At 46.6% G+C, this 17346-nt stretch carries 18 protein-coding genes; 6 read left to right on the forward strand and 12 right to left on the reverse strand.

Features of this window, described 5'->3' with window-relative positions; translation table 11 throughout:
• Nucleotides 1-30: 30 nt before the first annotated feature.
• The 6 genes from H6G13_RS26255 to H6G13_RS26280 all read right to left on the reverse strand — a co-directional run bounded on the left by H6G13_RS26255 (nt 31) and on the right by H6G13_RS26280 (nt 7744).
• Nucleotides 31-2271 (reverse strand): DNA sulfur modification protein DndB, encoded by a 2241-nt coding sequence (locus H6G13_RS26255; RefSeq protein WP_190488493.1) that lies wholly within the window; start codon nt 2269-2271, stop codon nt 31-33.
• A 3-nt stretch (nt 2272-2274) separates the two neighbouring features.
• Nucleotides 2275-3039: a hypothetical protein gene (locus H6G13_RS26260; RefSeq protein ID WP_190488495.1), complete on the reverse strand. Its 765-nt coding sequence runs from the start codon at nt 3037-3039 to the stop codon at nt 2275-2277.
• A gap of 80 nt (nt 3040-3119) precedes the next feature.
• Nucleotides 3120-3521, reverse strand: coding sequence for a hypothetical protein (locus H6G13_RS26265; RefSeq protein ID WP_242028548.1), 402 nt, complete (start codon nt 3519-3521; stop codon nt 3120-3122).
• On the reverse strand, nt 3518-5449 hold the full coding sequence (locus H6G13_RS26270) for an AAA family ATPase (RefSeq protein WP_190488497.1): 1932 nt from the start codon (nt 5447-5449) through the stop codon (nt 3518-3520). The genes H6G13_RS26265 and H6G13_RS26270 overlap by 4 nt, the downstream gene beginning before the upstream one ends.
• Nucleotides 5449-5646 carry a hypothetical protein gene (locus H6G13_RS26275; RefSeq protein ID WP_190488500.1) on the reverse strand — a complete coding sequence of 66 codons (198 nt, stop codon included), beginning with the start codon at nt 5644-5646 and terminating at the stop codon, nt 5449-5451. The genes H6G13_RS26270 and H6G13_RS26275 overlap by 1 nt, the downstream gene beginning before the upstream one ends.
• 7 nt (nt 5647-5653) lie before the next feature.
• Nucleotides 5654-7744: a DEAD/DEAH box helicase family protein gene (locus H6G13_RS26280; protein ID WP_190488502.1), complete on the reverse strand. Its 2091-nt coding sequence runs from the start codon at nt 7742-7744 to the stop codon at nt 5654-5656.
• Nucleotides 7745-8032: 288 nt separating this feature from the next.
• Here H6G13_RS26280 and H6G13_RS26285 point away from each other — a divergent pair, with 288 nt between their 5' ends.
• A complete protein-coding gene (locus H6G13_RS26285; protein WP_190488504.1) occupies nt 8033-8239 on the forward strand; it encodes a hypothetical protein in 207 nt (68 codons plus the stop codon).
• Between the two features lie 360 nt (nt 8240-8599).
• A complete protein-coding gene (locus tag H6G13_RS26290) occupies nt 8600-9511 on the forward strand; it encodes a DUF4352 domain-containing protein (protein WP_190488505.1) in 912 nt (303 codons plus the stop codon).
• 294 nt (nt 9512-9805) lie between these two features.
• On the opposite strand, the gene H6G13_RS26295 is transcribed toward H6G13_RS26290, so the two are convergent.
• On the reverse strand, nt 9806-11899 hold the full coding sequence (locus H6G13_RS26295) for a hypothetical protein (protein ID WP_190488506.1): 2094 nt from the start codon (nt 11897-11899) through the stop codon (nt 9806-9808).
• 167 nt (nt 11900-12066) lie between these two features.
• On the opposite strand from H6G13_RS26295, the gene H6G13_RS26300 reads away from it, so the two are divergent.
• A complete protein-coding gene (locus H6G13_RS26300; RefSeq protein ID WP_190488507.1) occupies nt 12067-12378 on the forward strand; it encodes a hypothetical protein in 312 nt (103 codons plus the stop codon).
• A gap of 534 nt (nt 12379-12912) precedes the next feature.
• Nucleotides 12913-13134, forward strand: a complete 222-nt coding sequence (locus H6G13_RS26305) for a hypothetical protein (protein ID WP_190488508.1) — start codon at nt 12913-12915, stop codon at nt 13132-13134.
• A gap of 47 nt (nt 13135-13181) precedes the next feature.
• On the opposite strand, the gene H6G13_RS26310 is transcribed toward H6G13_RS26305, so the two are convergent.
• From H6G13_RS26310 to H6G13_RS26330, 5 genes are all read right to left on the reverse strand, one after another.
• Nucleotides 13182-13583 carry a hypothetical protein gene (locus H6G13_RS26310; RefSeq protein ID WP_190488509.1) on the reverse strand — a complete coding sequence of 134 codons (402 nt, stop codon included), beginning with the start codon at nt 13581-13583 and terminating at the stop codon, nt 13182-13184.
• A 274-nt stretch (nt 13584-13857) separates the two neighbouring features.
• Nucleotides 13858-14391, reverse strand: a complete 534-nt coding sequence (locus H6G13_RS26315) for a hypothetical protein (protein WP_190488510.1) — start codon at nt 14389-14391, stop codon at nt 13858-13860.
• A gap of 14 nt (nt 14392-14405) precedes the next feature.
• The gene (locus H6G13_RS26320; protein ID WP_190488511.1) at nt 14406-14822 is read right to left on the reverse strand and encodes a hypothetical protein; all 417 of its coding nucleotides are present in this window, start codon (nt 14820-14822) and stop codon (nt 14406-14408) included.
• Nucleotides 14819-15205, reverse strand: coding sequence for a hypothetical protein (locus tag H6G13_RS26325; RefSeq protein WP_190488512.1), 387 nt, complete (start codon nt 15203-15205; stop codon nt 14819-14821). The genes H6G13_RS26320 and H6G13_RS26325 overlap by 4 nt, the downstream gene beginning before the upstream one ends.
• Before the next feature lie 138 nt (nt 15206-15343).
• Nucleotides 15344-15889 carry a hypothetical protein gene (locus tag H6G13_RS26330; protein ID WP_190488513.1) on the reverse strand — a complete coding sequence of 182 codons (546 nt, stop codon included), beginning with the start codon at nt 15887-15889 and terminating at the stop codon, nt 15344-15346.
• Nucleotides 15890-16107: 218 nt separating this feature from the next.
• Between H6G13_RS26330 and H6G13_RS26335 the strand changes: the two genes are divergently transcribed.
• Nucleotides 16108-16314: a hypothetical protein gene (locus tag H6G13_RS26335; protein WP_199306912.1), complete on the forward strand. Its 207-nt coding sequence runs from the start codon at nt 16108-16110 to the stop codon at nt 16312-16314.
• A 15-nt stretch (nt 16315-16329) separates the two neighbouring features.
• Entirely contained in the window at nt 16330-16884 is a 555-nt protein-coding gene (locus tag H6G13_RS26340; RefSeq protein ID WP_190488515.1) for a hypothetical protein, read from the forward strand.
• Nucleotides 16885-17346: the final 462 nt, after the last annotated feature.

Below are 17346 nucleotides of genomic sequence, written 5' to 3' on the forward strand. Positions count from 1 at the left end.
TATGCTAGAGCCTGTCTGGATTTAATTAAGTCAATCATCAGACTCTAGAGATTCGATCACATCGTCTAATGATCCTTCCCCGGCTACAAGTTCAGGTTCAAGAGAGCCATCGACCTCATCGACTTCTTCTGTTACCTGTATCTTTTGAATAGTTGAATTGGAGGTGCGCGTCTGGCTCCATTGGTCAAATTCATCGGAATCAGTAAGGCTCCAATGTTTCATTGCTTTCCGTAAAGCTTTTATTTCAATTTCTTCGGCTTCTTCTTTCAACTGGGAATCATTCCAAGTTGGATTAGATCTCCTTAAAGCTTTTGCTTGTTCTGCTACTACGAAATCCAAATAAGCGCTTCTAGCAACATCTCGAAAAGATTGTGCAATTTCAGAAATCTGCGTGCCTAAAACTTCTTTTGCTTCAGCCGTGGATAATAACTCCAGCCAAAAATATCGAAAATATATCGACTGTGAAGGATCAAGTCTTGGCAAACGATTTAAAGGATTGGTTTGTTTACGATCAAAGATGAGGCGGCGGCTTCTGCTTTGAGTGACGTTTTTATTAAAAGCGGCATTTAATGCATCAGTGACTTTTATTGCTAAGTCAACTACTTGTTCCATTTTTGCATTCGCAGCATCTGCCAGTGCTGACAACATTAAACAAGCGCCTAACTGGCAAGCCTGAGTATTCATCATTTCAAAGGCAGAATTAGTTTCCTTAACTGAGTCAGCTGTTGCCTTCCCGAGATAGAAATTTGCTCGATATGCTTGAAAATCTTGATTCTTGCTCTCAATACTTTCCCATGCTTTCACAATGTCTGGCTTTGGTGGTACAGAGAAACGATCAATTCTTAAGCGGGCAACTTCTTTTCGCCAATGTTCATCTGACTCCCTCAATGTCCAATACATTCCCACTCCTACAAATATTGCATCAGATGCGAGGGAAGAGATGGCATCGTCTGTCAACCAATCTTCCTTTAGCTTTTGTAAAGCGAAAGCATGTGCTTTGTAAGGTGATAAATTCCCAAATAGATGGAGTATAGCTGTTCCCCATCCTTTCATGAACTGAGATCGGATTATATCTAGCCCTGACTGCGGAAAATTCTTGTTCCCAATAGCAACTAGCTCAATATTGTCTTCTTCAATGATGGAAGGGAAAACTGAACCTAGGTCTAATTCATGGCGCATTCGAGTATTCATCTCATACTCGTTGGGTCTTCCCCCAAAGCGATGATCCATCTGTTGTCGATACTTCAACTGACAGAAAACCGTATGCTCAATCGCCCGCTTAAGCATACCTAGGTTCGCCATAGCACTCCAGCGTACAGGTTGTGTAAAACTGTCATCTGGATTGTCATACTCGATTGCGTACAGAGGCAATGGGGGATTATCTTCGCGTAGTCGGTTAAGCAAGCATCTTGTGAAAACGTTAAGCAGTTCAGCATCAGATAATAAAATTAACCTTGCTTCACTGGGCTGTCTTGCCTCTTTGTTGACATCTACAAACAGCTTTCTTGCTGCGCCGTGAGGATTTCTAGAAGCTTCACTGCCACTAGGAAACCAACAGACTGTAACAGGAATTTCTATGCGACTTAGATCAATTTCCTGTCCTTGATTTTTGGCATTGTCCAGTATGTTTTGTATGCGATGTTCATAGAAGTGACGGAACCTAGTGCCACTATTTTGATCCCATGTACTGTTTATAGTCCTATCAATAGCGATTAAGGCCATAGCACGGTGTTGGCCATCCAAAACAACTAACTTAGCAGCTTCATCATTCCAGGAAAGTTGACCAAGCTTAATCTCATGTAAATCACCTTGTGGATAAGCCATTTGGCGGATCCGGTAAGCATTTTCGGCTCGTTTTTCTATCCAGTGAAGTCCCTTTAATTGCTCATCCTCGACTGTGCCAGAAAAGTCAATTTGTGGGAAAAAGTCTATTGGGCGTTCTGCAGAAAAGGGTAGAAGAACGGTCATAATTGGAGGAAAAAATGCTGGTCCGGTGACCTCAGGTTCTAACAAATAAGAAATTAATTGGGTAGCTACTCTATGATCATCTAAATCTCGCTGAAGCAATTGATTAAAGTTTAGTTTTTCTGAGTCTAAAACTTCACGAACTGGACGCAGCTGGGATGTCAAGCGGCGTTCATTATCAATCCCGCCATGTCCCAAACGTGCTTTTGTGAGTAAAAATTGAACTTCACCTGCTGGAGTAATAAATTGACCCCAAGTACCTTCAACATTATGCTGATAATTAATTCTCGAGCCACTACCAAACATTACCTAACGCCTCCCAAGGTATGGACGATGCCAGCGATTAAGAACCCACTCTACTGCTTCTGAGACGACTCGCGGATCTTGATCTTTACCTCCTATATCCTCCACTAAGAGTTCGAGATTGAAGGTCCAAACTTGAAGATTTTCGGGAGTAAACCCTGCTGCCGCTGTCCTAAGGGCAAAATTTGTCTTTTTTTCTTTCCTCAATCTTTGACGACTATTCGGATCTTTAATGGCTGTATTGGCAAGTGCAGTAATTTCTTTGACATGCTTAGATAAACGTGTCTTCAAACAATCGGCAACACCAACATAAATTGGAGCGCTTAACACCGGAATGGCAGTTTCTAAAGCTTTTACCATTAATGATCGGGCATTTCTTGATTCAAGAGTAGACTGAAGCTTTGGTGCCCGCTTCAGATCATAAGTATCACTTTCTTTAATTTCATCTGGCTTGGCTAAAGCATTTCGGAGAATATCAGCAGTTTGATCTTGCAACTGTCCCGCCCAAGTTTGGGAAAAGGATCCTAGGGCTTTAGTCTCTAATTCTCGGAAGGAGTAGCAATCTGTGTGGCGAAACAAAAGCTTTCTCAATCGGTCTGTGCCAGCATCAACGCCATCAACAACATCTAATTCCCAGTCTTTTATCCCTGCATTTAAGCCAGCATACCAGGCATATAGTCCAGTTGCCTTTGGGGCTTGAGAAACAGTTTCCACTGAGAAAACTTTATAATACTTCTCAATGTCTTGAATTTTTATGTTTGGTTCTGGCACGAATTTGCTTTCTCTTGATTTTTAGGTTTAGTTTTTATATCAAATCAGGCTTTAGCAATCATCAAAAAACAACTTTCTTCCTAAGTAATCATTTTTTGAATATTGTCCTGTATTTGAATTGAAGTTTTACCCGACCACTGTTCCTGTAAGTTCTTTAAACCAACCTCTGCATATCTTGTTATTGAATCCATAAGTGACTGGGGATCTTGCGGTTTAGGTTGGTTGTTTTTCTTATAGATCGCATGAATACCTGCCTCTAAGGCTAAACAAACCTCCTCGTCCAATGTTCCAACTTCTTCCATATCGCTTCTTCCCGTTAAAGAAATATCAGAAATATTCAAGTTATTTCTCATGGCGTAAGCAGCAGCAAATGCATATGCATCAATCTGCCTCCCAAATACTGCTCGTTCCTTTAAATATTGAAGGAAAGCTTTAGCTTCGGAACTAGGGCGAAATTTTTGTTTTTTATTGAGTCTCATCATGCGGCTGCCCTCACAGTCGAGGCATCTTCAGTAGCACTAAGTCGCTGAATTTCCAAAATTTCTGCGACCTCACTACGGATATTCTTGAGTAACTCCGGTGGAAAATCTCTATCTGTAGCTAAAACGATAACCTGAGATGGCAAATCAGGCAGAGAAGCGACCAAGTTCTCTTGATGGGCAATATCTAAATGTCCAAAGGGAGTATCCATCACAAATGGAGCGGCTGTACCCGACGCCAGATTTAGCCCGGTAATAAAAGAGAAAGCAAGCGCCTCTTTCTCACCTGCACTCAACGTCTCTGGGTTGAGCACATCACCCGCAGCATTCTTTAGTCCAAGGGAGTAATCTGATTTGATGACAACTCCTACATATTCATCTGGCTTGTTTGTAACGCTCCGATGAATCTGAGAAGTTATGCGCTCAATAGTAGCCTTGCGTTCTTCTATGCGCCATTCAATCAAATCTTTAGCTGCATAATGTAACCCTCGTGCCAGTTGTGACTGTCTCACCAGTGTCTCGCTCTCACTTTGGCGACTCACATACTTCTCTCGCTGACGACGAAGTTGTTCTTCCTCTTTTTGAAGTTGTTCGAGAGTTTCGCTATTTCGCTCGATTGCGGTCTTTCTCTCCTTAACAATGTATTCAGCTTCGACAACCTTTCGCCAGACCTCCTTAGACCTGTCTAAGTCAAGGTCGCCTGTTTCTCCTTTCAATCTAGCGATGGACTGTCTAACCTCTTCTAGTTCATCCCGCAACCTATCCCGATCTAGGCAAAGATCTTCGAGATTAGGAAACTTGAAATTCGCAAGATTTTCTAGCTCTAGCCTTAAGTTATCCTGCCTGATTGCTTCTATGCCAGCACTGCCCGACAAATTACTTTTCTCAATCTCTCTTTGGATATGCTCACGGGCATGATCATCCATAGAGCGACCACAGAAGCATACTTCAGCATTGAGGAGAGATTTGAGTTGTGAAGCGGATCCAGCACGACGTGCTTCCGTAACAGAACTCCGCTGCATCTCATCTGCGACCTCTCGAATAAGGCCGGTTAGTAGAGGAATTGGAGATTGTCTTAAAGCCTCTTCAATCTGGTCTTCACGGATATCGATGTCTTCTCGGAGTCTGGATGCCTCACGTTCCAGTCGGCTGATCTCCTTCATTTTCGATTCAAGGGCCTCAATTTGGCTTGCCTCTAGCTGAAGAGACTCCAGAGTCTGTAAAGCAGCCTGATGATCTTCCCTGTAAATGAGTAGTTGTTCTTCTATAGTTGTTATTTCTTCCTGCTTATCGTCAATTTGATTGCTCAGGGATTGAAGCTCTTTATCATCAGAAGCTAAGTTACTCAGTTTGTCGTCTAGCAGGCTAACAACTTTCGCAGCATCATCTCTAAGATTCCTTAGCTCTGGTAGCCCAAGGGTACGCTCAATCGACTCCTGCGTTTGTTGATTATAAAAAGATTGTGCGTAGCGTTTTATTTCTAAGCCATCAAAGAAAAAGAACTGGCTACAGGCTTCTGGCAGAAGGTTTTCAATCCTCTCCCTAGAATCTCCTTGCTCTATGCCGTCAATGCGATAGTGCGCTTCACTGACCTGAGCAGAAATTGCCGTTCCTTTTACAAGTCGCCTAGCATGACGGCTGATTTCGTGAATGCTGCCATCTCGCTCAAAGGTAAGTTGTACTGAGAGTTCTAGGTCTGGGTTGCTTTTTAGAGCAACCCGGTTAAAATAATCTCTTAAATTGGCGGTAGGTACTCCAGAGCTACCATACAGGCACCACTGAATTCCATCTAGCAACGATGTCTTGCCAAAACCATTATTGCCGAAGACAATCCAAATTTTCTTCTGGTCAAGATTAGGAGCAAATTTAATGTGCTCATTCTGATAGCAACGCCAGTTCTGTAATCGAATACTTCGCAGTTCAAATACCATTACTCTTCCTCCTGTGAGGTAACTCCAGGGTAGAGAAGCGCATAGCGCTCAACCATATCCAGCAACTTAGGGGCTAGCCGACGATTCTTGAGCACTACTTTATCTTTCTCAAGTTCAATAGCCCCTCTAAGCATTGCCTCAGGGATCTCATACTTGCTAGACAGTTCTTGGATTTTTTGGCTAAGTGTTGGATCCATGAGCACCTCAAAGTAAATCAGAATGGGTAATGCCGTAAGGTTCAAGCTTGTGAACCAGTCGAGTCACCGCCACCATGCGGTTACGCGCCGACTTGGCAAACTCAATAAACCGACGTACCTCGTTTTTCAGCACGCTGGTAGCTGACCCTGTGGAGGGAGGAACCACCAACACATCTACGACCGTGGCAAAGGCTTTTCCAGCAGACGCCCGCAAGACCCGGCCTCGACGCTGCACAAATTGGCGCTCAGAAGCATCACTAGCTAGGATAATCGCCAGGTCAGTGTCTGGAACATCTACCCCTTCATCGAGGCATTTGATCGCCACTAGGGCATCTAACCGCCCACTAGCAAACTCAGCCAGCAACCCTCTCCGGTTCCCATCATCTGAAGAGTAGCGCACCGCTCGAACCCCTCGGTGCACCAGCAATTGACTAGCCTCAGTCGCCTGATCAATATCTGCGCAGTAGACCATGCTTCTTTTGGGGGAATGTTTCTGAATAATGTCTTCCAAGACGGTCAATTTTGACGCGGCAGACTTGAGAATGTTGGCCCGCTGAATAGCCAAGCGCTTAGCTTTCTCTTTGTCATCCGCACCATCGCTGCTGAGCAAACGACCAATCTGCGTAGTCAGCTCCTTATAGGCGTCGTACTCATCGTGGGTTAGTTCGGCGAGGTATACGTGATATTCATACTCACAGAGAATACCCACCGCTATCGCCTGCTCCAACAGAAACTCGTACACGATGCCGCCGAAGTAATCTAAGACCACTTCGGTGCCTTCCTCGTCGTACTGGCGTAGTGGCGTTGCCGATAGGCCTAGACGATACCTAAAGTCGTCTCGCAAGAGCCGTCTGAAGGTAGCAGCCCCCGCCGCATGAACTTCGTCACCAATCAGCAATGACTGATCTGGCAGCCCACCTACATCGTCAATGAGCTGAAGGGCAGCCTCTCTAGATAGCTCTCCATAGGAACCTATAACAATGATGGGTTGCTTCTCCTGGGGGAATCGCCCATGCTTCAGCAGCCGCAGTTTGCGAAATAACGGCTCTCGCCAAGCCTCAGCTCGACCAGTGGCCACAATAGGGGCATGAAAGTTGGTTCTAGACTCAAGTTCACTGACCCACTGCTGCACAATTTCATTGGTAGGTGCAGCAATAACCACCAGCTCTAGGTTTTTCAGGCTCGTGGCTGCCCCGAGCGCTGTGATGGTTTTACCGGTGCCCGTGGCCATAGCCAGAATGCCTCTGCCATTGGCGTTTTGCCAGGACTGGAGGGCGTCAATCTGCCGGGATCTGAGACTGACCTTAAGAAATGTGGGCGTTGGGCCAGGGTCGTTACCTGAGTCTGGTTCAACGCTGTATTGGCCCTGAGACGGGTCGTGGGTCTTAACGGATTTACCCTGCCCTAGCTCCCAACTCGGTGCCGACTGGGGACAAAACTGAAGCAGAGACTTAGCCGCAGCTTCTGGAAAACTTAGAATCTCAACATTGGGCGTCTCATCATCCCAGAGACGCTGAAAGTTTTCACGCTTCTTCTGTGCCCGATCTTGAACCCGCTCATCCCAGGAAGTGAAAACATCCAAGCATTCAAAGTTGTCGATTAGAGCGCTCGAACTCTCGTTCGCTGAGCCCGTAAAGGCGATGTAGTTACGATCGCCATCCTCAAAAACGCCCAGTTTCTCATGGTAAATGCCCCAATGGCGGGTATTCTTGGGTACCGCCAGCTTGATGTCGAGCACACCCTGGGAAAGCAGCCAAGCCAAACAGGCCAAGCGGTCTTTAAGCACCTGCTCCAAGTCTTGTTCCAACTCGCGCAGCAACGCCCGCTCGATTATCTGGTCACGCCCTTGTAGCCCTCGGGCGATTGCCTCAACGTCATCATTCGATAGCTTGGGTGACGTCACCAACCGCATCTGCCCTTGGGAGCGGACAAACGCCGTCAACCCTTGGGCCACCGCCGCCATCGATGAGCTAGAGAAAAATCCCACTGCCCGGCTATAGCCCGACGCCTGCTCTAAACAGGGGATATAGAAATCTTGAATGAGGTGGTCGCGATCACTACGATACTCATCTCGGATCTGTAGCTCTTTCAGGCTCAAGGTGCAAAGCTCAATGGCACGTTGCCTTCGAGTATATGCAAGGCAGTGGGGGAGGGTTTGCGGTTTATGACGCAATATTCACAAACAAAAGGGAGCGGCTTGTCAGCCATTCCCCGTTTCAATGCACCTATTCTCCGGGTTAAGGGTCAACGCTAGACCCGTTCTAGTCGAGTAAGAGGGAATACGTCACCATGTCCCTCTTACTCGATTTGCTCGCCTATAGTGTGAGCGAATATCTAGGCCTGCAACAGGGAAAAATAAAGGGAACATACTGAAGAGGATGCACCAATGGGCGAAATGTACGAATACTTCCAAGATTTTCCAGAGGAAGATCCTGCTAATTATGTTGGGGATCGCTTTAACCCAGAGGGTGCAAAACGCTTGAGAGCGGAAAAGGCAAAGCTAGAACAAGAACAAGCTGCACTAGACGCAGAGATACGTAGCATCATCGAGAAAGCTAGACAATCTGCAAAACAGAATAAAAGAGAGGGATAGCCGATCTGGACTAAAACCTACTCTGTTCCGGCTAGAAGGCCCTGTCAATTTTGCAGTGACTATACTCACTGCAAAATGCCAAATTCATCTTTAAGTCAGGGTCTTCTTGAGACTCTGACTACTGCCACGATCATCTGGCATTTAGCGGTCAAAATTTCTCCGGTTTTATGCACAGGCCAAGGAGACATAGGCTCCATCCAGGTATTAACAATCAGCCTACTAATGGGATGCCAGAGGTATTGGAGAAAGTATCAGCGATCGTAGAGGCAATTGAAATGCCAATTGACCACGATGCATGTTCTCCTAAGAAGACACTGGGAACACTAGGGGTGACATGTGCCAACCCTACAGGTAAACGTTATGGTGTCATTTGCAGATCGCTTCAAGTCCCTTAAAGAGCAGGCATTACAGGCTGTCGATACATTCAAAGAAGATGAGAAAGTTCAGAACGCTTGGGCTCAGGCTCGGCAGAAGCTAGATGTTGCTTCAAAAAAAGTCGATGAGCTCGCAGCATCTGAATTTCTCACCAACGCTCTTGAAAAAGGTGAAAAAGCTGTAGTTGAGGCACGCCAGCAGTTTAAGCAGAGCATGGCAGAGTCACGAGAGCAAATTAAGCAGAGCATGGCAGAGGCTCAGCAGAGCTATAGAAATTCAGTAGATAAATCATGCCTAGTGAAGGCAGAACAGGATATCGAGAATCACAGATACACTAAGGGTATCTCCCTATTAGAAAATTCTATTCAGCCAGATTCAGTAGTTTATGAGGAAGCCCAGGGTAAAATTGCCCACTACCAGCAGCTTTATGCAGAACGCCAAGCTTTTATTGAGTCACAAAAACACCTCTTTCCTGTAGAGATTGAAGATCGTCTAGTTGCGGGTGTTGAAATTAATGACATTCTGCATATCGTTTTAGAGACCAAGAGAACAGAAAGTATCTATACTCCTATTCAAACAACCTATGCTGATGGTGTCTTTATAATTCTTTGCTTCAATGTCCACAACGACGGGAAGAAAGCTCGGTCAGTATCTCTCTCCATGATGAATTTAATTGATTCAGAAGGTAGAGAGTTTAATTCCTCTAGTGATGCTCAATTAGCATTGTTAACTAAAGGAGATCAGACCGCTGAAATGCTTATGTCAGAAATTCAGCCAGGTGTAACTAAAACGGTTACTGTTGTGTTTGACATTTCAAAAAGTTCCACTGATCTAAAGCTACGAATTCCATGTGGTTTATTCGGAGGGTTCGCTTATTTACCCTTTGAACTCCTCTAATTTTTCTCCCTATTAATTTGGGGTGACCTATAGAACATTTTCGTGCTTGATGTAGCACAGATTGATAATCGTCATTCTATTAGTCGGGTAAGAGGGACATGGTGACATGTTCCTTCTTACCCGACTTAAACAATCCCTAGAAGAGTTTAGGCTTAAGGAAAGAGGTAATGGCCTTTAAATCAAGGATTAAACAGATCTGGAAATAAATTTTTTCCAATCTTTAAAAAACACCACTACCCCTATTTCTTAAACGGCTCATCACAAGACAGTAAAACAAAGCTTCTATTGTTGTGATTACTTACGAGCTTTTGGTTGTTTACGGGTTACATCTTTCCCCTTAGCAGCCTCGTTAATCGTAGATCTGATCACATCAAAGCATTGCTCTGTCTCATCTAAATGCTTCTTATACTCTAACCTCAGATCAGTAGTGTTCATTTGGGGGGTATTCGAGATATCGGCTCTTCTGGCATTATCCATCTCTTCGAAAATTGCATCTATGACTCTTTCATTAAAATCATAGATCGGTTGAAGTTTATCCATCTGCTCCCGCTGGTCATAGACACTATCCTGCATTTTTTGCGAATGATGCTGTGCAACACTAGCTGCCTCCAGTTCAGCACGAGTTGCCCGGCTAGACTTAAGATAGCTAATATAGATCTTTCTCAGTTCTTTAGGAGCAACTGCAACACCTGTATGCCGTTCAAAGAGAGTTGTCACTCTGATGTTCCAGTCAGAATGATTTAAAGAACCTCCATCACTAGTGCCTCTAAAGAAGAAGTTATGATTAACAGGCTTGTGGCTTTCGCGCCCCCAAGACAACCACTCATCAATGTATTCATAAAGGGTCACGCCATTAACAAACATAATATCCGGAATAGGAGCCCAGTATGTTCCATACCGTTTTCCTGTTTTGTAATCCTCCATTTCAAGATGGATGTACCATTTAGCATCTGAATGTCTTTTTAGTTGGGCAGCAGGAGTAAAAGATCTACCATCAAATGCACCAAAAACAAAGGTACGACCTAATTCCAGCTCATAATAGGTTCGGCTTCTATCAGGTGGAATAACAACCATCAGAGCGATTGAGAGAAAATCCTGTAAATCTCTTGCAAGAGCATAAGGTGTACGTTTTTTCTTAGCAGTACCATGTTTTACTCTAGTCTCTTTTGTATAAGTGTATTTTTCCTCATATCGTAAGCGAAGCTCTTCAACCACTCGAATACACTCCTCCCAAGGAATGCTTTTGAGATGAAAGGGAACAGATTCAGAATGATTATTAACCTCCTTCTCTAGTAACCTTTTTAAGTTAAGAAGCTCTCTAATTGTTGGTATCGTGCGAGACTCCCTACAGGCTGAAGATGCAAGTTCATTTCGATAGATGAAGCAAGCGATACTGAGGAAAACATCAACATAAGCTATCTGGCTTTTTGCTTTGAGTCCTAGCCAACCTAAAAAATCCTCTGTTAACAACCTATTTTCCCTGGCTGCCGTCTCAGCACTTGCATCAAGAATCATCTTTTTAACAGCTACTTTGTTTGCAAGATCAGGAGCGCAAGCATCTACATCTTCTAGCGACTCAAAGCTAAAGCCAGCTGGAAGAAAATCTGTAATATCAACCAGAACCTCTGAGTAGGTAATTATTGAAGACAGCCGTAATTGGTCAAGGGGAACAGCCTTATAGCGATGCAACCAGCCTAAAATTTGCTTAATCTTTGAGGTTTGCTTTGTGATAGTTCCTGCAGCCTTGGAACTGCTGTGTCCAAGAAAGCCCTGAAGATCTGCTTCTAGTAAGTCATTGATGTAATCTTCTGGGAAAACCTGCTCTGTCCTCTTGTCTCCTCTTGTGTTAACAGCTTTCATTGCCATCAAGGCATAGGGTGCTTTCTTAGACCTTCCATATCGGTTGGCATGGTGCCGTCCAGTCTTAGCGCCACCCCAATCCTTTCTAGACTGCCCAGCCGGACTATGGAACATGCCAATTTTATGACGGTTGTCCTCTAGCACTTGTTTCTTTTCCTTCTCAGGAAGGAAATATCGCCACTCTTCTAGGCGCTGACAAAACTGATTGACAATTGAGCGAGCTCGTCTGAGACCACCTTTTTCTTCAGGTGTAAAGGCTTGCTCAATCAAAATTGGAGCATCCTTCAACTTGATCGCTGGAATTGTCTTGAGATAATCGAGAGCAACTTGTTGCTCAAACGGTGTCGCTCGTTGCCCTTTTGGGACAGGGCCACCTATTACAGGAATCAAACGACGCACTAACAGGCTAGTGAGGATACTGTCCTCATTGGAACTTGGATTACTTGCCCTTAACCCCTGCACATACCGATCATAAGCGTCAAAGACTGATGCACTGGTGGGATCCGTCTTATTGGTTATTTTGCTCATTTAGTTTATACGTATCAACAAGTGATAAGCATATCAAATATAGTACAAAAAAACTAGTGAGCAAAAACTACTAATTTTTCGCTTGTTTATTCAACTTGATGGATCATGACAACCGTAGCACCAGTGAGACAGCTGAAAATTCGACTTTTCGATTCGCAATTAAGCCTATGGCAGATATTCTGTTTGAATACTTGCAGCATGAGGTGATTGAATTTTTTGCTCCAGGGTTTTCAATCTCACAGGGTAGTTCTCAGGCTAGAGATCCCCTCAAGGATGCTCAAGTAGTAGAGATCTTATTCAAAAGTGGACTAATCTCTAGAAATGAAGGAAGGCTCGATATCGGCAAGGAGCCTATTGGACCGGGTAGAAATGTTTTTGTCGACAACACTTACATTGATAATGAATTGAATGAGAGAGAGATGAATCAGGGGAATGGCGCTACTGCCCAAGATTCAGAGCCTAGGCAGGGTAAGGCTTAGGCCTGGAAAGAGTAGGGCAAGTATTGGAGCAGAAGAACTTGGAACACAGGTAGCAGTCAACAAAACGTCTTGTCTATGCTGAGGGATTAATTTTCAACAGTATTATCCTAAACGACTAGTTATATATTGATGCTAAGCCACTTTCATTTTAGGAGATTTCACATTTTATTAGGATGCTTCTAGATAAGCAAAGAGAAAGTGAAAATTACTGGAGAGCGATTGTTAAATAGTCTAAATATTAAATTACGTAGTTGAAAAAATACTGGTTTTCACACCAAATTAACTAACACCAACTTTAGGAATGCGTCTTATATAAAGTGTCATATAACTATTGGACGTCCTACAGGACTGTCATAAACAGCTAAAAGATTTACTTATACGTACAAACTAAAGCTCACGTAAAGGGAGCTTTAGCTCTTAAAAGAATTAGGTTTGAGAGCATAAGTTCAATTTTTATTGGGAAATCTCTTAATACGTATGAACGAACTCCTCAGAAAATTGGCATTCTGTAGGAGAAGTGCCAAGATCCCTCCCATGAAAAAGAATGAAAAGAAAGACATTCCGGAATATAGCCGCAAGGCGTCCCATAAAGGCAAGGCATGCCGACGAGGAGAACCTGTTTACTATGAGGCCCGAAAAGAGAAGCTGTATATTAACTTGACACCATTAGCTAAGACAAAGCTGAAGGATTTGGCCATTCAACATGGGATCTCTCGCTCTGAAGTGATTGAGAGATGGCTACGAGATTTGCTCTAGTTCTCCAAGAAATGGAGTATGACTGCAGGAGCGAAATTTTAGTCTTACTACAATTGGATGTAACCGGGAATGCTGGTGTCACGGTAGTGGTGACTTGCCTTGAAGAGACCGCTTCGTCGCAGGTGCCGCAGTTGCTCTGCAGAGATGCTGAGAAGTGTAGCAGCAGCTTCAGTCATCTGCCAATGAGTGGTAGGCGCGAAGTGGTCTCGAATGCAGCTAGAGTCTTTGACCAGCTTCAACTGGTCATCCCTTTGAATCGTTAATTCAGAATCAGTTTCTGGGGAAGTGTCTAGGCAGATCGTGTAATGCCAGTGCTCATCGCCCTGAAAGCTCATGCCGACGATGTGGCCTGAACAGTAGAGGCGCTGTCCAGCCTCATCCCTTTGGCTCCACTTAACGCGCTCTCCAAAGTGGAAGGAAGGTTCGGTGAACTCCTGCCGTTTTGGCACAGCAATAAACCACGCTTAGTCCTGCTCTAGAGCAGGTGCTTTCGTGTTAGGTATCTTCAGTTTCCTTAAAGCTTGAAAAGGTTTCTACTGCAGCTGTTCGTGTCGCTTAGTCGCAGTGAAGAAAAGGTAGGCCGTAATGCAGTGCTTGGCCCTTGCGATATCTCTTGAATCACACCGTGCTTGGCTCTATCAGGTCTGCGCACGCAGACCTGATAGAGCCAAGCACCAGAGATGTCCAACTATAGACTGGGGCCTTGCTAGAGTTAGTCCCGGGTTAAGCCGTCACGAACTCATGTGAGAGGGCTCTGCACCAGTTCAGGTGAACCGCTGTGTAAGGGCAACCCTCCTGGGAGGGCAGGTAGCTGTCATAGCGCTCGATCTGCCAGGGACGCATCCTCGGCATCAGCTTGGTTCCTTCTCCAGTGGCTGCTGCTGCAAAAAGCTGCTGCCCCACTGCAGGAGGTTGGTTCAAGCAGTTAAAGCCGATGCCCAACTCTGGTAGACCGACCTCTTCGAGGTGAACATAGATGTTCTCCTGCGGCACCAGATGCCGGTAGCGCCAGCAGTCCCAGTCGGCCTGATCGCTGCTGCCCGAGGGCAAAGCGATGAGCGCCAGATGCACAGCTGCGATCGCAACCTCTGCTGTCGGTGTAAAAGAATGCACCTGAACCACCTGCCAGCGGCGCTGGCGGCCCATACCAATTGCCTGCCCGAGCTGAGGTGGGGCTTCTGCCCAAGCAAGGCGAATCGGGAATTCATTGAGCTCTCGCTGTTGTTCCTGACAGTACTGAAAGAGCGTTAGCTGCATGGAAAGCCTCCTAGTTAGGGATAATCGTACTCATTCGCGGGGAAGCGGTCGTCTTGAAACGGTGTAGCCGCAGGATCCGCATCCTCCCCGGCAAAGACACACATCCATTCGAGAACATGGCCGCCCGTGCTGGCCCCATTGCGCTCGACCGCGACCAGATGCACCCGTCGCCCTTCGCGCCGAAAGCGCTCCAGCATCGAGTAGCAGCCATCAGCGATGACAGCGCCATGGATTTCGTACTGGCTGGGGTCGTACTGGCTAGAGAGCAGCACTGGCGGGGCTAGCGGTGTAGCTGGCACTGTAGGAGCCCGAGGAGCCGCAAAGCTGCCACCTGACGGCAGGCCTATCGGTACTGATCTAAGTTCACTCGGTTCACAGCCAGCTAGAGCGAGCGCCACCAGAGCAGCAGGGAGAGCAAGACACCGCTTCATAGCTCACCTCCAGCCACCGGTGGGTTTTCAAAGCCGTAGCCGGTAGCGGTGCGGTCTCTGTAGTAGACCACGACCCAAGCGGGTGTGCCTGTGCCCTTGACCTGGTAGTAGTCAGCAGTAGCGCTGCGGTAGTAGGGAAAGCCAAAGGTACCGACCATATCCCCATACTGCTGGGGCCAGGCTAAGCCCTTGAGAACGGACAGCTGTGCCGCAGTCATGCTGCCCTCGCTGCCGTAGGGTCTGAGCGGTTCAGGCTGGCCTGCCTGGGCGCTGCTGCCCACGATAGAAGAACAGCTAGCCAGAGTAAGAGCCATCAGGGCATAGGCCAAGGCCAAGTGTTTGAGCCGGGGTTTGCATCCCGGTGGAAGGACGAATTGCGGCATGATTGAGAGACTCCTATCGAGTTCAGAAGGTGGGAGTGTGGCCCCTGGAAACGCTTTGGTCGGTGGATACAGGGGCTTTCAAAGATTGCAGAGAGAGTAGGCTGAGGAGCCCGAGGGCAGTAAGAGCGAGCGCGATGCCTAGCCCTGCCCCGGCACAGCAGGCTTTCCCAGGGCGTTAGTTTCCTCCGCGAGGACTTGGAGGTCGTCGAGTTCAGCATTTTGGATACTGGCTAGCAGGTCAGTTTTGATGCGGTACTCATCAGCGCGGCGGCGGAACTGCTCGATGCGCTTCTGGCTCTGGCGCTTGAGCTGGTGCACCTGCAGGAGTTCCTGTTCCTGGTGAGCTTCGGCTTGGCCCATGCCCTCCTCTAGCTGATCGAGAAAGCCAGTGAGGCTGGTGATGAACTCCTGGGGATTCGCTAGGGCCTGACGGATACGGTCGGTGCGGAACTGCTCTAGGTTGCTGCGAGCGCAGCCCACCTGGAGAGACATGGCGCTACAGTGATTGCCCTCTTCGACTGTTACCTGAGGGGTAACGACTCTGCCGAACTCCTTCAATAGCTTGGCTTGAGCCGCATCATCAAGGCCGTCAGAAGTGTCTAATCCCAGAGTTTGTGCACGACGGTGAACGCTGGCTTTAGGCAAATCGTGAGTTTTACAGAAGCGATGCAGCGAAATGCTCATAGTGAAACGCCTCAAAACGTTGTGAGAACCTACGTGGAACGGTTTGGAACAGCGTGGAACGGGTTTTGGAACGGAGGTCTGTCCCAACCTAGTTCCTTTGCTGTTTCGCTCCGTTCAACCAACGCTATCATATTTCCATCTAATTAGATGCTGTAAAGATGTGATTGGGGCTAAGCTGTACTTAAACCGCCTCTTATGCGATAGAGAAGGATAGACTTATGACCGACCCCGTTAATGATGGGAACGTGAGTAAACGGATTAACGTGACCTTGCCAGATGCTGTGGCAGAGAATTTAGAAAAGTGGGCTGACCATGAGGGGCGACCTACTGCTAACTTGGCGGCTTATCTCATTGAGAAAGCGGTTGAGAGCGCTATCGAACAGGGTAAGTTTCCGACTCCGACGCCACAGAACAAGACGGATTAGTGAGGGTTCGATAGCATGACTAGCGGCGATAGAGCGCAACGTGCTCTTGTCTCCATCGGCTCCCTTGAGGTCGAGGGCTTCCAGATGCCCGATGGCAGCTATCGGATGAGCATAACCAGCGCAGCGGCGGCGGTTGGAACTAGCCAACAGAACGCCACAAACTTTTTTCGCTCAAAGGCTTTCAAAGCTTTGTGGGGAAGGGGTTTCACGCCACAAGAAATTGTGCCGATAGACGCTAGCCGAACGCGAATTAATGCCCTTCCTCTAGAAGTTGCTTGGGAGTTTTGGCTGTACCAATGCTTTAGGAGTAACAAGCAGGCATATAGCCTATTAAGGGCACTGGGTAGTGAGACGCTAGAGCGGCGCTTTGATGCCGCGTTTGGTGTTCAGCGTTCAGAGGCTGAGTACAACGATTTACTAGCTCAGCGACTACAGCAGACGGAGGCCAGCCTTGAGCGCTTGTCTGAAGCCTATGCTGAACCTGACCTATTGAGGGAGCAGGTTGGTCGGCTTGAGCAGCAAATCCGAGATATGGGTGGTAAGCCGTGGCAACTGCCCCCTTATGAGTAGGGAGGAGCAGGAGTGATGTTTTAGGAACAAAAGTGAGAAAGGAAGTGCCTACTGGCTCTGGCAAAAGCTATCCCTCAAGATCTCGCAGTGGTCTAAATGGTTGAGATCGGGAGAGATCGATCTAAAATTCACTGAATACCGTAAAGGAGGTGATGTCGATGTGAAGCAACCTAAAAAGGTCAAAAACCCCCACTGTTACTAGCAGCAAGGGTTTCAACTGACCTTCGTATCTATTCGAGATAGCCGGGAACCTAACTCAAAGCTTTGACCGGCGAGCAGTTAGGTAGCCCATAGGGTTGTGCGTCTATATTATCAGCGATGCCAAAAAAGGTGCAATAGTTCACCGGCGGCTGAGCCAAATATTTTCTACGCACAGCTCTCTATCTCTTTCTCCACCAGTGATAGGGAGCTTTTTTGCGGCTCTCTATCTCAACCCCTTCTAGGAGATAGAGCCCCCATGTC

This window comes from Pseudanabaena sp. FACHB-2040, from assembly GCF_014696715.1.
In the GTDB taxonomy this organism is placed as follows: domain Bacteria; phylum Cyanobacteriota; class Cyanobacteriia; order Phormidesmidales; family Phormidesmidaceae; genus JACVSF01.